This is a genomic window from Streptomyces sp. NPDC020422 (assembly GCF_044386705.1).
In the GTDB taxonomy this organism is placed as follows: domain Bacteria; phylum Actinomycetota; class Actinomycetes; order Streptomycetales; family Streptomycetaceae; genus Streptomyces.
The window spans coordinates 136,202-150,444 of record NZ_JBIRVJ010000014.1 but is presented as its reverse complement, the minus strand read 5'-3'; the positions used below and the strand labels follow the sequence as shown (position 1 = coordinate 150,444).

The 14,243-nt window shown below is 71.3% G+C and carries 10 protein-coding genes and 3 pseudogenes; 8 read left to right on the top strand and 5 right to left on the bottom strand.

Annotated elements, in window-relative coordinates; genetic code table 11:
* Positions 1–560: 560 nt before the first annotated feature.
* Genes ACH414_RS31535 through ACH414_RS31525 form a run of 3 tightly spaced genes read left to right on the top strand, consistent with a single transcriptional unit; the run spans position 561 to position 4,119 of the window.
* The gene (locus ACH414_RS31535) at positions 561–1,985 is read left to right on the top strand and encodes a uracil-xanthine permease family protein (RefSeq protein WP_398944472.1); all 1,425 of its coding nucleotides are present in this window, start codon (positions 561–563) and stop codon (positions 1,983–1,985) included.
* Positions 1,982–3,412 (top strand): amidohydrolase family protein, encoded by a 1,431-nt coding sequence (locus ACH414_RS31530; protein ID WP_398944471.1) that lies wholly within the window; start codon positions 1,982–1,984, stop codon positions 3,410–3,412. Before ACH414_RS31535 ends, ACH414_RS31530 begins: the two co-directional genes overlap by 4 nt.
* Entirely contained in the window at positions 3,409–4,119 is a 711-nt protein-coding gene (locus ACH414_RS31525; protein ID WP_398944469.1) for a TSUP family transporter, read from the top strand. Before ACH414_RS31530 ends, ACH414_RS31525 begins: the two co-directional genes overlap by 4 nt.
* Before the next feature lie 204 nt (positions 4,120–4,323).
* Here the strand turns inward: ACH414_RS31525 and ACH414_RS31520 are convergent, their stop codons facing one another.
* On the bottom strand, positions 4,324–5,364 hold the full coding sequence (locus tag ACH414_RS31520; RefSeq protein WP_382544477.1) for a LacI family DNA-binding transcriptional regulator: 1,041 nt from the start codon (positions 5,362–5,364) through the stop codon (positions 4,324–4,326).
* Positions 5,365–5,506: 142 nt separating this feature from the next.
* Between ACH414_RS31520 and katG the strand changes: the two genes are divergently transcribed.
* Positions 5,507–7,711: a catalase/peroxidase HPI gene (gene katG / locus ACH414_RS31515; RefSeq protein ID WP_398944466.1), complete on the top strand. Its 2,205-nt coding sequence runs from the start codon at positions 5,507–5,509 to the stop codon at positions 7,709–7,711.
* A gap of 55 nt (positions 7,712–7,766) precedes the next feature.
* On the opposite strand, the gene ACH414_RS31510 is transcribed toward katG, so the two are convergent.
* A complete protein-coding gene (locus ACH414_RS31510) occupies positions 7,767–8,750 on the bottom strand; it encodes a nitrilase-related carbon-nitrogen hydrolase (protein ID WP_398944465.1) in 984 nt (327 codons plus the stop codon).
* 49 nt (positions 8,751–8,799) lie between these two features.
* On the opposite strand from ACH414_RS31510, the gene ACH414_RS31505 reads away from it, so the two are divergent.
* Both ACH414_RS31505 and ACH414_RS31500 read left to right on the top strand, forming a co-directional pair.
* Positions 8,800–9,720: a LysR family transcriptional regulator gene (locus ACH414_RS31505; protein WP_382544468.1), complete on the top strand. Its 921-nt coding sequence runs from the start codon at positions 8,800–8,802 to the stop codon at positions 9,718–9,720.
* Between the two features lie 142 nt (positions 9,721–9,862).
* Complete coding sequence (locus ACH414_RS31500; RefSeq protein WP_398944461.1) at positions 9,863–10,978, top strand: hypothetical protein; 1,116 nt, start codon at positions 9,863–9,865, stop codon at positions 10,976–10,978.
* 9 nt (positions 10,979–10,987) lie between these two features.
* Here the strand turns inward: ACH414_RS31500 and ACH414_RS31495 are convergent.
* Positions 10,988–11,609: pseudogene (locus ACH414_RS31495) on the bottom strand (IS5 family transposase); the annotation flags it as partial.
* A 337-nt stretch (positions 11,610–11,946) separates the two neighbouring features.
* Here ACH414_RS31495 and ACH414_RS31490 point away from each other — a divergent pair.
* Entirely contained in the window at positions 11,947–13,125 is a 1,179-nt protein-coding gene (locus ACH414_RS31490) for a cytochrome P450 (RefSeq protein ID WP_398944460.1), read from the top strand.
* 131 nt (positions 13,126–13,256) lie between these two features.
* On the opposite strand, the pseudogene ACH414_RS31485 reads toward ACH414_RS31490, so the two are convergent.
* Positions 13,257–13,385 (bottom strand): annotated as a pseudogene (locus ACH414_RS31485) (IS5/IS1182 family transposase); the annotation flags it as partial.
* A 75-nt stretch (positions 13,386–13,460) separates the two neighbouring features.
* Between ACH414_RS31485 and ACH414_RS31480 the strand changes: the two are divergent.
* Positions 13,461–13,970, top strand: a complete 510-nt coding sequence (locus ACH414_RS31480; RefSeq protein WP_398944458.1) for an SUKH-4 family immunity protein — start codon at positions 13,461–13,463, stop codon at positions 13,968–13,970.
* A gap of 15 nt (positions 13,971–13,985) precedes the next feature.
* Here the strand turns inward: ACH414_RS31480 and ACH414_RS31475 are convergent.
* A pseudogene (locus ACH414_RS31475) lies at positions 13,986–14,159 on the bottom strand (IS5/IS1182 family transposase); the annotation flags it as partial.
* Between the last annotated feature and the right edge of the window lie 84 nt (positions 14,160–14,243).

Genomic DNA, 14,243 nt, shown 5'->3' with positions numbered 1-14,243 from the left:
GGGGCCCGTGCGGCTGCCTGGGGGCGGCCTTTCCGGAGGCCGGTGCGGCTGCCAGGGGGGCGGCCGTTGCGGAGGCCGGTGCGGTCGGCGGCTTGAGCCGTCGCCGGTGGTGAAGGGACGGGAGCCTCGGAGGGACCCGGGGGGGACCGCGCGGATCAGGCGGTGCCCCGGCCGGAGGCACGGGGTCACCGATGCGCTGCCAGGCGTCCGGACAGGGAGGCGTGAGCGGTTCGGGGAAGCGAACGGCCCGGACCGGAGTCAGATCTTGGCGGACGTGCGGGGTCGAGCGCAAGGCGGAGTTCGCGATTTCGGAAGCAGAACGCTTCGGTAACTTGCGAATCGTTGGCCGCGTACGGCGCTCGCTGCGGAATTCGTTGTCGCATGCTGACGGTGCCTCAACCTGTCGGCGATCGCCTCATGTTCGCCCGCGACATCTTGACGGGCTGTGCGCCCGCTCCCATACTGACGGCCAAATCGATGCGGCCAAATCGATTTGGCTCCCCGTCCAGGGCCGGATCATGGCTGACCCGAACGTCTCGAACGCCGATCGGAGCTCGAACGTGTCCCGTCCCCGCCCTGCCCCTTCCGGCTCCACCTCCCCCGCCACCATCCCCGAAACCGACGCCGAATCCGCGGGCGTCGCGGCCCCGGCGCCATTCCACCCCGTCGACGAGTCCCGGCCCCTGGGCCGCGTCCTCCTCTTCGGGATCCAGCACGTCCTCGTCATGGCGGCCACCCCGATCTCGGCGATCTTCCTGATGAGCGCCGCCCTCCACCTCGACAGCCGCCTGACCGTCGATCTGCTCTCCGCCGCGTTCGTCCTCTCCGGCATCGGATCGCTGATCCAGTCCCTCGGCCCGTGGAAGTTCGGGCCCCGGCTGCCGTTCGTGATGCTGCCGGGCGGTGCGCCGCTCATCCTCTTCCTCGCCATCGCCGACCAGCACGGCCTGCGCACGGCCACCGGCGCCGTGATCCTCACCGCGGCCTTCTCCTTCGTCGTCCTGCCGCTCTTCTCCCGGCTGCTGGCCTACTTCCCGGCCCTCGTCATCGGCACGATGATCGTCATCGTCGGCGTCAACCTGGTGAAGGTCGGCGCGGTACTCGTCACCGGCCGCCCCGGCGGCCCCGGCTTCGCCGACCCCACCCATCTGCTGCTCGGGTTGGCCACGATCGGCTGCACCGTCGTCTTCTACCTGCTCTTCACCGGCGTCCTGCGCCAGCTCGCCGTCATGCTCGGGCTGCTCGCCGGCACCGCGCTCGCCGGAGTGCTGGGCCGGCTGGACCTCGGTTCCGCCTCCCAGGGCGGACTGGTGAGCCTGCCGCAGCTGATGCCGTTCGGCTCACCCCAGTTCAACCTCCTCGCGGCCCTGCCCCTGATGATCTACAGCCTCGCCTCGATGGCGGAGGCCACCGGCCAGACCGTCGTCAACGCGGAGGCCGTCGGCAAGGAGATCGACCGGCACACCGCCGTCCCGAAGACCATCCGCGGCGACGCGCTCACCTCCCTCGCCGGCGGATTCCTCGGCCTGCCCCTGATGGTGACCAGCGGCGAGAACATCGGCATCGTCCGGGTCACGGGGGTACGCAGCCGGTACGTCACCGCCGCGGCCGGCGGGGTCCTCATCGTCATCGGTTTCCTCGCCCCCGTCACCCGCGCGATCAGCGTGATCCCCTCGGCGGTGATCGGCGGCACCGCCATGGTCGTCTTCGCCGTCATCACCGTGCTCGGGGTCCAGATGCTCGGCCGCTCGGACCTGGACCGGCACAGCAACACCTTCATCTGCGCCGTCGCGCTCGCGCTCGGGCTGTTGCCGATCCTCGTTCCCGGCGTGTACGGGGGCTTTCCGCCGAACCTGCGGATCCTGCTCGAAAGCGGCGTCGCGGTCGGCGCGTTCGTCGCGGCCGTACTCAACGTCCTGTTCCACCACATCAGGCCGGGCGTCGCGGCCCGCCTGACCACCCGCCGCACGGAGGACGCCCGATGAACGACTCCGCCCGCCGACTCCTCGAAACGCCGGGCCCCTCGCTGCTGCTGCCGGACGCCGTCCTGCTGCCGAAGGGGCCGGCCGACGGGTACGCGGTGGTCGTCGCCGACGGCTCCTTCCGCGCCGTCGGCCCCGCCGAGGAGCTCCGCCGCACCCATCCACACCTGGACGGCGTACGGCTGCCCGGGCACCTGCTCATGCCCGGGTTCGTCGACGCCCACCACCACCTCACCCAGAGCTTCGGGTCCGCCCTCGCCTTCGGGGAGCCGTCGGAGATCTACCGGAGGGTCTGGGTGCCGCTGGAAGGGGCACTGGACGCGGAATCCGCTTACACGGCGGCCAAGTTGGCGGCCCTGGAGGCGTTGCGCGGCGGATTCACGACCGTCGCCGACGCGGGCACCCGGGCCGCCGTGGACGTCGACGTGGTCGCCTCGGCCGCGCGGGACGCGGGCATCCGATGCGTCCTCGGCCTGATCTGCAACGACACGGACGGCACCGGCTCCGTGGTGGGCGGTGACGCAGGAGACGTTCGCGAGGCCGACGCCGGGGTCCTCTCCCGTGCGGACACGCACCTCGCGCGCTACGCCGGTGATCCGCTCGTCCATCCGTCCCTCGCCGTCTCCGTCCCCGAGGCGGCGAGCTCCGCCACCCTGCGGCAGGTCGCCCGGCTCGCCGCGAAGGCGGGCGCCACCCTCCAGATCCACGTCAACGAACACCTCGCCGGAGTCGAGCGGTCCCTGCTGCGGCACGGCCTCCGCCCACTCGAACACCTCCACCGGATAGGGGCGTTGGGCCCGCACTTCCTCGCCGCCCATGCCACCCTCCTCACCCCGCGAGAGCTGACCCTGCTCGCCGACACCGGCAGCGCCGTCAGCTACAACCCCGTGGCCAGCGCGTGGAAGGGCAACGCCGTCGCTCCCGCCCTCACGATGGCCGAGCGCGGCATCCGCTTCGGGCTGGGCACCGACGGCACCCGCGGTGACGGGTTCCGGCTCGCCGAGGCGGCCGAGTTCGCCCAGCGGATCGCGTACGGTCTCGCCAGCGGCGACTCGTCGTGCGGCGCCGGCTGGACGTGGCTGGAGCACGCGACCCGCGGCGGCGCGGACGCCGTGGGACTGGGCGGCCTGACCGGTGCCGTCGCCGAGGGCATGGCCGCGGACTTCCTCCTGGTCGACGTCACCAACCCCGAACTGGCCCTCTCCTGGGACATGCCCTGGGAACTGGTGCGGCGCGGCAACCGGGACCAGATCACCGCCGTGTTCGTGGGCGGCCGGCTGCGCCTGTGGCAGGGCCTTCCCACCACCTGGGACGGTCCCGCGCTGGTCCGCCGGGCAGCGGAGCTGGCCCGGGCCACCGTGGCCCGCGCGCCCATCACCCGCGCACACCGCACCTCCATGACCGCGCGCGAAGGGAGCACCGTACGGTGAGCGTCGAGACCCTGGCCGTCCTCGCCCTCACCGTGGCCGTCGCCGCGTTCGTCCAAGGCAGCAGCGGACTCGGCTTCGCCCTGATCGTCGCGCCCGTGGCGGGGCTCCTGGCCCCCGGCCTGCTCCCCGGGTTCGTCCTGGCGGCGATGATCCCGCTCAATCTGTACGTCGCCTGGCGCGAGCGGGCCTCGCTCGACCTGTGCGGCGCGGGCTGGATCACCGCCGCGCGGCTCGCCGCCACCCCCGGGGGGCTCGCCCTGCTCTGGCTGATCCCGGAGCGCAGCCTGGGGCTCTTCGTGGGAATCGCCACCGTCCTGGCCGTGGCCGTGAGCCTCACCGCGCCCGCTTTCGCGCCCGGCCGGCTCGCGTACCTGGGCGCGGGCGCGGTGACGGGGCTGACGGAGACCGCCACCGGCGTGGGCGGTCCTCCGCTCGCACTGGTCTACCAGCACCGGTCGCCGGCCGAGCTGCGTTCCACCGTCGCCGTCTGCTTCCTGATCGGCGAACTCGCCTCACTGGCTCTGCTCTTCGCTGCCGGGAAGGGGCATCCGGCGGAGCTGGGCTGGGCGTTGGCGCTGCTGCCCGCCATCGCGCTGGGCGCGTGGTCGAGCCGGCTGGTGAGGCACCGCGTCGACGCGTCCCGGATGCGTGTGTTCGTGCTCGGATTCGCGCTGGTCTCCGGACTCGTGCTGATCATCGGACGGTGACCGGCGGAGCGTGGTCCGCCGACAGCTGCCCGCCCGGGCGAGGCAGGCCGGCGGACCGGAGACAGGGGCGCCGTTCCACCTGTCCCGGGGGGGGGATCGCGCACGGCCGCATCGCGTACGGCCTCAACGGAGGGGGCGGCGTACGAGATCGGCGGGGACCGGGATCGCGTCCGGGATCAGTGCACCGCCATCAGCGGTCGGGCGTCAGCGCGCGGCCGCCCGCGCTGACGAGGCGCGCGGGATCACCCGGGGGGCGGTCGGCGTGGCCACCACCTCGGTGGTCACGTCGCCGCGCAGCCGGGCCAGGAGCAGTTCCACCGCGCCGGACGCCGCCCGGTCCAGCTGGAGGTCGACGGCCGTGAGCGGCGGCTCGCAGGTACGGGCGCGCAGTCCGTCGTACCGGGTGACGACCATGACGTCGTCCGGCACGGCGCGCCCGCTGTCCTTGACCGCGCGGACCGCCCCGACGGCGAAGGCGTCCACCAGGGCGCACACGGCGTCCGTCTCCGGATGCCTGGCCAGCAGGTCCGCGCAGGCGGCGTGGCCGGCCTCCTCGCCGCCCGACTCGGGAGCCGTCGCCACGATCGGCTGCCAGCCGTACGCCGCGCAGGCCCGCGCGTACGCGGTCCGCGCGTCGACGGCCGCGTGCCGCTCGCCGGATCCGACGATCAGGGCGGGGCGGCGGGCGCCCTGTTCGGCGAGGTGGGCGAGCAGGAGCTCGGCGACGAGCTCGCCGCGCAGATCGACGTACGGCGCGGCCTCGTCGGGCGCGACGGGCCTGCCGAGCGCCACGTACGGAAGACCGCGCTCCCTCAGCTGGGCCGCGGCCACGTCGTGCACGTCCGGTTCGACCACGATGGCGCCGTCGACGTCCACGGAGTGCAGGCCCGAACCGGACTGGACGGGGGGCACGAGCACGAGGGCGTAGCCGTGCAGCAGCGCGCTCTCGGCGGCGGCCGCGGCGATCTCCATGTAGAAGCCGAGCCGGGACGGTCCGGCGGCCACCGCGACGGGCATGGACGAGGCGAGCGCGATGGCCCTGGCCTCGCCGCGCCGCAGGCGCTGGGCGCGCAGATTGGGCCGGTAGCCGAGCTCGCCGGCGACGCGCTTGACGCGTTCCCGGGTCCGGGGGTCGACCTTGCCGAGGCCGTTGAGGGCGTGCGACACGGTGGTGCGGGAGACTCCGGCGGCACGGGCGACGTCGGCGATCGTCGGGCGTCCGGAGCCGGCCGCGGACGTGGGCATCCGTGACGCTCCTCATCGACTCGGGGACGGGTGACGCCCCTATCTTCCCTGGCGTGCGTGTTCTTCGCACCGTGCGGCTCCACCGTGCGGGACGATACGGGCGAAACCCGGGAAATCACCTAGCAAGGAAGAAGGGGCGGACGTGTCCGGCAGCGAGAGCGAGAACCCCGCAATCCCCTCCCCCACCCCCGCGTCGACCCGCCCCCGGACGAACCGGGACTGGTGGCCCCAACAGCTGGACCTCCAGGTCCTCGGCCAGCACACGCCACGGTTCGACCCGATGGACGAGGACTTCGACTACGCGGCGGAGTTCGCCACCCTCGACGTGGACGCGCTGAAGCGCGACGTCATGGAGCTGATGACGAAGTCGCAGGACTGGTGGCCCGCCGACTACGGGCATTACGGACCGCTGTTCATCCGGATGAGCTGGCACGCCGCGGGCACGTACCGCATCGCGGACGGCCGGGGTGGCGGCGGCAGCGGCGCCCAGCGCTTCGCGCCGCTGAACAGCTGGCCGGACAACGCCAGCCTGGACAAGGCGCGGCGGCTGCTCTGGCCGGTGAAGCAGAAGTACGGCCGGAAGGTCTCGTGGGCCGACCTGCTGGTGTTCGCGGGCAACTGCGCCATGGAGTCCATGGGGTTCCGCACGTTCGGCTTCGGCTTCGGGCGCGAGGACATCTGGGAGCCCGAGGAGGTCTTCTGGGGCCCGGAGGACACCTGGCTCGGCGACGAGCGCTACAGCGGTGACCGGGAGCTTGCCACGCCGTTCGGCGCCGTGCAGATGGGGCTCATCTATGTGAACCCGGAGGGCCCGAACGGCAATCCGGACCCGCTGGCCGCCGCCCGTGACATCCGGGAGACCTTCGCCCGGATGGCCATGAACGACGAGGAGACCGTCGCGCTCATCGTCGGCGGCCACACCTTCGGCAAGTGTCACGGCGCCGTCGACCCCTCGTACATCGGCCCTGAGCCGGAGGCCGCTCCCCTGGAGGAGCAGGGGCTCGGCTGGCGCAACAGGTACGGCAGTGGCAGCGGCGCCGACGCCCTCACCAGCGGGCTCGAGGGCGCCTGGACCAACGAGCCGACGAAGTGGGACAACGGCTATCTGGACAACCTGTTCCGGTACGAGTGGGAGCTGACCACGAGCCCCGCCGGGGCGCAGCAGTGGAAGCCCACCGATCCGGCGGCGCAGGGCACCGTGCCGGACGCGCACGACCCGTCGAAGCGGCACGCGCCGATGATGCTGACGACGGATCTCGCGCTGCGCGAGGACCCGGCCTACGCGCCCATCTGCCGCCGCTTCCACGAGAACCCGGATCAGCTCGCCGACGCGTTCGCCCGCGCCTGGTACAAGCTGCTGCACCGCGACATGGGCCCGGTGTCCCGTTACCTCGGCCCCTGGGTGCCCGAGCCGCAGCTGTGGCAGGACCCGGTGCCCGAGGTCGACCACGAGCTGGTCACGGACGAGGACATCGCGGCGCTCAAGGAGCGGATCCTCGAATCCGGCCCGAGCATCGCGGACCTGGTCACCACGGCCTGGGCGGCGGCGGCCTCCTTCCGCGGCACGGACAAGCGCGGCGGTGCCAACGGGGCGCGGATCCGGCTCGCGCCGCAGCGGGACTGGGAGGTCAACGCCCTGCCCGCGGTGACGGAGACGGTACGGCGCCTGGAGGAGATCCAGCGGGACTTCAACGGCGCGGGCGGCGACGGCGCGGGCGGCGACGGCCGGAAGATCTCGCTCGCCGACCTGATCGTCCTGGGCGGCTGCGCGGCGGTCGAGCGGGCCGCTCGGAACGCCGGCCACACGGTCAGGGTCCCGTTCACGCCGGGCCGTACGGACGCCTCTCAGGAGCAGACGGACGTCGAGACGTTCGCGGTGCTCGAACCGCGGGCGGACGGCTTCCGCAACTACCTGCGGGCCGGCGAGAAGCTGTCGCCGGAGACCCTGTTGCTCGACCGCGCGAACCTGCTGACGCTGACCCCGCCGGAGATGACGGTCCTGGTCGGCGGCATGCGGGCGCTGAACGCCGGGTTCAAGGGTTCCCCGCACGGCGTCTTCACGGATCGGCCCGAGACGCTGACCACGGACTTCTTCGTGAACCTGCTCGACATGGGCACGGAGTGGAAGGTGTCGGAGACGGACGAGAACGTCTTCGAGGGCCGCGACCGGGCGACGGGCGAGCGGAAGTGGACGGCCACCGCCGCCGACCTCGTCTTCGGCTCGCACTCCCAGCTGCGCGCGTTCGCCGAGGTCTACGCCGCCGGGGACGCGGAGGAGAAGTTCGTCCGCGACTTCGTGCGGGCGTGGGACAAGGTGATGAACCTGGACAGGTTCGACCTGCGCTGAGCGGGCGAGGTGGGGCGGTGCCCCGGCGGACCGCGAGCGGCCTGCCGGGGCACCCTCATGCGCTGGTCGTGCCGGCCGTGCCGCCCGTGCCGCCGTGGTGAGTGACGGGGTGACGGGCGGTCTCGTCGACGTGGAGGGTGAAGACGTCGGGGCGGGCGTAGTGGCCCGTGGTGTCGAGGTCGAAGCGGGCGCGGACGAGGTCGTCGAGATCGAGTTCGGCGGTCAGGATCCCCTCGCCGTCGCGCAGCGGTCCGGCGAGGACCTCGCCCAGCGGGGAGACGATGACGGATCCGCCGCCGATCAGGACGGTGTCGGGCTCGTCGCCCTGGACCGGGTGGAGGTCGGCGGGCAGGGCGTCGCGGCGCAGGTACTGGCAGGCGCTGAGGACGAAGCAGCGTCCCTCCAGGGCGATGTGGCGCATGGTCGCCTGCCAGGCGTCGCGGTCGTCGACGGTCGGCGCGCACCACAGGTCGACGCCCTTGGCGTACATCGCGGTGCGCAGCAGCGGCATGTAGTTCTCCCAGCAGATCGCCGCGCCGAGGCGGGCGGTGCCGGTGTCGACGACGGGGAGCGTGGAGCCGTCGCCCTGTCCCCACAGGTAGCGCTCGGCGGCGGTGGGCATGAGCTTGCGGTGCAGGCCCAGGTAGCCGTCCGGGCCGAAGAAGAGGGCGACGCAGTAGAGGGTGCCGCCGTGGCGTTCGACCGCGCCGATGACCGCGTGGACGCCCAGCTCCCGGGTGACGGCGGCGATGGTCGTGGTCTCCGGGCCGGGGATCGCGATCGCGGCGGCGTGGTAGCGGCGGAAGAGCTCGCGGCCGGCCGGGGTACGACTGCCGACGGTGATGTCGAAGTCCAGCCCCTTGGGGTAGCCGCCGATGAAGGCCTCGGGCAGTACGACGACCCCGGCGCCCTGTGCGGCGGCCTCGCGGACGAGTTCCTCGGCCCGGCGGACGGCGGCCGGCGTGTCGAACAAGGGGGAGGCCGCCTGGACGACGGCGACGGTGACGGTGCGGCGGGGCTCTGCGGCGGTCGAGGTCATGCTTCGACGCTAGGAAGCCCACCGCTTATCCGGCAAACTGATCTTTGCCATGATCGACATCTATGAGACCGAATTCCGGAAGGCGGACCTCAATCTCCTGGTCGTCTTCGCCGCGCTGATGCGCGAACGCAGCGTCACGCGCGCCGCTGCCGCGCTGCACCTGAGCCAGGGCGCCACCAGCGCCGCCCTCGGCCGCCTGCGAGGGCTCTTCCACGACGAGCTGTTCACCCGGACCCGCACCGGTGTCGAGCCCACGCCCCGCGCCATCGCGCTGGCCCGACGCGTCGAGCCCGCCCTCGGCCTGATCCACGGCGCCGTGACGGATGGGGACCGCTTCGACCCCGCGACCGCCCACCGCACCTTCACCCTGGGCATGTCGGACGACCTGGAGGCGGCCCTGCTGCCCCGCCTGTTGAACGCCACGGCCGGCCTGCCGGGCATCCGGCTCGCCGTACGGCAGGCCAGCCGCAACACGGTCGCCGACATGATCGACCGGGGCGAGATCGACCTCGGGGTGGCCGCCGCCCCCGCGTACGGCCCCGACCACCGGAGCCAGGAGCTGTTCCCGTCCGGCTACACCTGCCTGTTCAACCCCCGCCTCCTGCGGCTCAGGACCCCGCTCGGCCTCGACGACTACCTCGCCCACCCCCACCTGCTGATCTCCTACGACGGCCGGCGCGGCATCGTCGACGACCTCCTGGAGGCACGCGGCCTCGCCCGCCGCGTGGTCGCCTCCACCACCCACTTCGCCGGCGCTGCCATCCAACTCGCCACCCTGCCCGTCCTGGCGACCCTCCCCACCCACGCGGCCACGGTCTACGCCGACCTGCTCGGCCTCACCGCCACCGAGCCGCCCCTCCCGATGCCCGCGTACACCGTCAGCCTGCTCTGGCACGGCAGCCTCTCCGACGACCCGGCCCTCACGTGGCTCCGCCGACTCGTCGCCGCTCCGGCGCACGGACAAGGCTGACGACCGCATCCGAACCGGGCGACGAGGCTGGACCACGGCACGCCGGCCCCGCGGTGGACGTCGCGGCAGCCGACTTCCGCCGCAGACGGCCAGCGCTGGTTCACGCAGACCGTTGTCAGAGGCGCTTGGCAAGATCCTGTTCATGAAGAGCAACCCGACGACGCCCCCGCGGCCGTTCGACGTGACCGCGGTCTTCCCTCAGCTGGCCCCGCTGGCGCGTACGGCCACGCGCCTGCATCCCCGCCCCGGAGTTCCGTCGCCTCAGGACAGTTCCATCGGCGGACCACTGCTGTGGCCCGCCGATGAGCCGTGGCCGCACTGTGACGGGCCGCATGTGGTGGACGGCATCAACCCGGCCCTGGCTCCGGCGGCCGTGCGGCTGGAACGGCGGCTGCTTGCCATCCAGCGCGTCAGGAGCCTGACCGAGGACGAGGCGCAGGCCCTCAGGCGCATCCGTCCCCCTCGCAACGGCCCGGCCCGGCTGGCGGTCGCCCCGTACGAGGGACCCATCGCCATGCTGCCGGTCGCGCAGTTGTACGCGCGGGACGTGCCCGATCTGCCCACACCCGAGGGAGCAGACCTGCTCCAGGTTCTGTGGTGCCCCTTCGATCACCCCATCATGCCCAGGACCGCGCTGTTCTGGCGCGAGGCGTCGACCGTCACCGACATGCTCACCACGCCCCCAGAGCCACCGGCGATGCAGTTCGTCGGCTATCTGCCCGAGCCGTGTCTGCTCAGCCCGGAGCAGGTCACCGACTACCCCGATCACCTGGAGCTGAGCCAAGAACTCCAGTCCCGGCTCAAGGACTGGAACGTGTGGCAGACCGCCGGCACGCATGCGGGCCGCCCCTACACGTCGTACGTGGAGGAGACCCTGTACCGCACCGACGAGTTGGGGCCGGAAGACATCGACGACGTGGATCGCGCGTCCTATCTGCCGCAGTACTACGACAACGAACTGGCCGGCGCCCCCGGCTGGAAGGTCGGCGGTTGGCCCCGCTGGGGCGCCACCGACCCCAGCCCCCGGCTCTGTGCCGCCTGCGGTCACGAGATGGACGCCCTGCTGACCATCGCCACGTTCGAGGACAACGACGACAGCAGCTGGATGGCATACGAGGCGCCGGATACGCCCGTCACTGAGGCCGCTCACCACGATCCCGGACAGCCCACCGCGGTCCAGATCGGCAGCGGCTACGACCAGCAGCTCTACGTCTGTCCGGTTTCGCCCGAGCACCCCCACCTGGAGCTGATGCACTAACTGATCGTTTCAGAATGATCTACGGAGGCGTCGGAGGCAGATGATGCTGCAGGCGAGTTCGAGCAGGCCCTGATGGAGGTCGGCGCGGCGTTCGTAGCGGATTCGGAGTCGCTTGAACTGGTGCAGCCAGGTGAAGACACGCTCGACCACCCAGCGCACCTTGCCGAGACCGGAGCCGTGTGCGACACCGCGGCGAGCGATGATCGGCTTGATGCCGCGTTTCCAGAGCAGGCGGCGGTACTTGTCGAAGTCGTAGCCCCTATCGGTGTACACACGCCGCGGCTTGCTGCGGGGACGTCTCCGCCGTCCGCGGATCGGGGGGATCGCATCCAACAAGGGCAGGAGTTGGGTGACGTCGTGGCGGTTCCCGCCGGTGAGCGTGACGGCAAGCGGGGTTCCATGGCGGTCGACGATCAAGTGGTGCTCGGAACCGGGACGGGCGCGGTCGACCGGAGAGGGGCCGACATGGTCCCCCCCTTGAGGGCCCGGACGTGCGATCCGTCTACAGAGCAGTCGTCCGGTTCCAGCAGGTCGGCGCGACGCATCTCGGTCAGCAGGGCAGTAGGCGGGGCCACACTCCTGCCTGGGTCCAGTCCCGCAGACGGCGCCAGGCCGTCACCCCCGGAGAACCCGGTTGAGCATGTTGAGCCGGATCGACATACTCCCCGGATGGCCAACACCGGGGACAAGGCCACTGAGCAGGGTTGGGATGAACTTTGGTACCGCGTCCGCACAGATCGGTTCGAGGCGTCATTCCTGCCCAGCGCCGGACGCTGTGGAGGCGGCGCTCGTAGGCCTGAAGGCAGGGCGGCTCGCCGACGAGGTCGCCGCGCCGTCAACGGAAGCCGCCTCTCGTAGGGACCTGCGTGCGGACACGGAGTGGCCCCTCCTCGTGGCGGACGCCTACGCCGACCGTGTCGGGCGTGTCGTCATCGACGACCGACCGGAATGCGTTGGAGCCTGAGGTCATGACCGACCCGACGCAGACCCCCCGTCGCCTCCGAGATCCTTATCCGGCCTATGCAGCCCTGCGATCCACCGGCCCGGTACAGTCCGTGCCAGCCGGCTCCAGCGGACGTTCCAGCTACCTGGTCACGGGCTACGCGGAAGCCCGAGAGGCCCTCAGCGACGCTCGGCTCTCGAAGAACACGGCTGAGTTCTTCGCTGACAAGGGGTCACGACGCCGTCTGCATCCTGCGGTCGCCCACACCATGCTGGCCTGCGACCCACCCCAGCACACCCGGCTGCGCAAGCTGGTGACCAAGGCATTCACCACCGGGGCCGTCGGGGAGCTACGCCCGTTCATCTCCCGGATCACCGAAGGGCTGTTGGACCGGTGGCCTACCGGCGAGCGGTTCGACTTCCTGGCCGACCTGGCGGTGCCGCTGCCGGTCATCGTGATCTGCGAGCTACTCGGAGTTCCGCAGGCCGACCGGCTCGATGTGCAGTGCTGGTCCGCGCAGCTCTTCTCTGAAGGAGAGCCCCACATCATCGACGCGGCCTCCCACTCGATGGCCGACTACATGACGGGGCTCATCGCCGCCAAGCGCCGGCACCCGGCCCGCTCTCTCCTCGACCGGCTCATCTCTGCCCGCGACGGAGACGACCGCCTGAGCGAGGAGGAACTGGTGTCCCTGGCCGTGCTGCTCCTCGTGGCCGGACACGAGACCACCACCAACGCCCTGGGCAACTCTTTCCTGGCGCTGTTCCAGCACCCGACCGAGCTGGATCGCCTTCGGGCAAAGCCTGAGAAGATCCCTGCCGCACTGGACGAGCTGCTGCGCTTCGACTCCGCAGTGAGTACGGCCACCTTCCGGTTCACCACGGAAGCCCTCACACTCGGCGGCACAGATCTCCCGGCCGGCGTCCCGGTACAGATCGTTCTCGGCGCAGCCAATCGAGACCCGAAGCAGTTCCCGGAGCCGGACCGGCTCGCCCTGAACCGGGGCGCGGCTACCCACCTCGCTTTCGGCCACGGCATCCACCGCTGTTTGGGCGCTCCCCTGGCCAAGGCCGAGTTGGAGATCGCCCTGCGAGCGGTGCTGACTCGATTTCCTGGAATCACCCTTGCCGTACCGGAGGAACAGCTGGACTGGCGACGGACCCGACTGGTCCGAGGTCTGGAAGCGTTGCCAGTTATGGTGTGACGGAATGGAGGGTGCCTTCGTGCGTATGACTCGGCCGAAGCCGATCGTGCCCCTGTACGCATGTGCATGTCGAGGCGTGCCTCCGAGGAAAAGCATCCCCATGGAGACCGAGACAGTGAGCCTTTCCAACCTCATGCCGAGGGATGATGAAGGACGAGGACGGCCTGGACCGTCGCGGTGATGCGGTTGGTGCTGCAGCGGAGCTTTCGTAGGAGGCGCCAGCTCATCAGGGAGGCCATAGCCTGCTCGCCGAGGCAGCGGGTCCAGGTACTGTCCGATGGGTCGTCCACGAGGTCTGAGAGGATCAGCGGGACGGATCGAGTAGGGAGTGCCGGTTGTCGAGCGGGCAGTGGCTGTCGTATGACGCGAGTTCTCTCGCGCACCTGGGTGTGGGCCGCGAGGCGCTGTCCAGGCTGGGCGAGCAAGGCCTTCCGGCCGACTGCAACCGCATGTTCGTGCGGGACTCGGGTCGGGAGCTGGAGGTCCGCGACCTTCGCCCGGGTCGGGCGGTGTTCCTCGGCGCGTTCGAGGACGGCGTCAACACGTACTGGCTGCTGATCGACAGCGGCGAAGTCTGGATGGTCCGCGGATATGACAGCGATGGGGACCAGCAGTATGGGCTGGTCAACTCTTCGGTTGCTGGCCTGCAGAACGTCCTGGAGGTATGGGAGGCGTTCATCGACTCCGGAAGGAGCGACGCGGACGACGACTACGAGGACTACGTCGAACGCGTGATCGAACGGGCCCGGCAGTGCGATCCGCGGGTTTTCGAGGACGAGGAATCCTGGTGGTCCCGCGTTTTCGAGGAAGTCGAGCTTGGCGCCCTGGTCCCGGAAGACCAGTAGGCGAGGACGTGGCGGTCACGGACGGAGCCAGAGCCGGACCGCCGCGACCGTGACCGTCCCGTGGAAGACGTAGGCCCTCTTGTCGTAACGGGTAGCGACCGCGCGAACCGTCTTGAGCCGGTTGATGGTGCGCTCGGCCTCGTTGCGGCGCCGGTAGACGGCTGCGTCGAAGCCGGTGGGCCGGCGGGACGCCACACCGGCATTCCCACGTTGGGGGGACCGGCCGTACGTCATCACCCACGACGTGTCCGTGGCGCCGCTGCCCGGCTGGAT

Coding starts and splice junctions, on each gene's coding strand:
- ACH414_RS31520 (WP_382544477.1), bottom strand. CDS start 5,364: ATGCCCACGTCCGCGGCCGGCTCCGGACGCCCGACGATCGCCGACGTC.
- ACH414_RS31510 (WP_398944465.1), bottom strand. CDS start 8,750: ATGACCTCGACCGCCGCAGAGCCCCGCCGCACCGTCACCGTCGCCGTC.
- ACH414_RS31505 (WP_382544468.1), top strand. CDS start 8,800: ATGATCGACATCTATGAGACCGAATTCCGGAAGGCGGACCTCAATCTC.
- ACH414_RS31490 (WP_398944460.1), top strand. CDS start 11,947: ATGACCGACCCGACGCAGACCCCCCGTCGCCTCCGAGATCCTTATCCG.
- ACH414_RS31500 (WP_398944461.1), top strand. CDS start 9,863: ATGAAGAGCAACCCGACGACGCCCCCGCGGCCGTTCGACGTGACCGCG.
- ACH414_RS31530 (WP_398944471.1), top strand. CDS start 1,982: ATGAACGACTCCGCCCGCCGACTCCTCGAAACGCCGGGCCCCTCGCTG.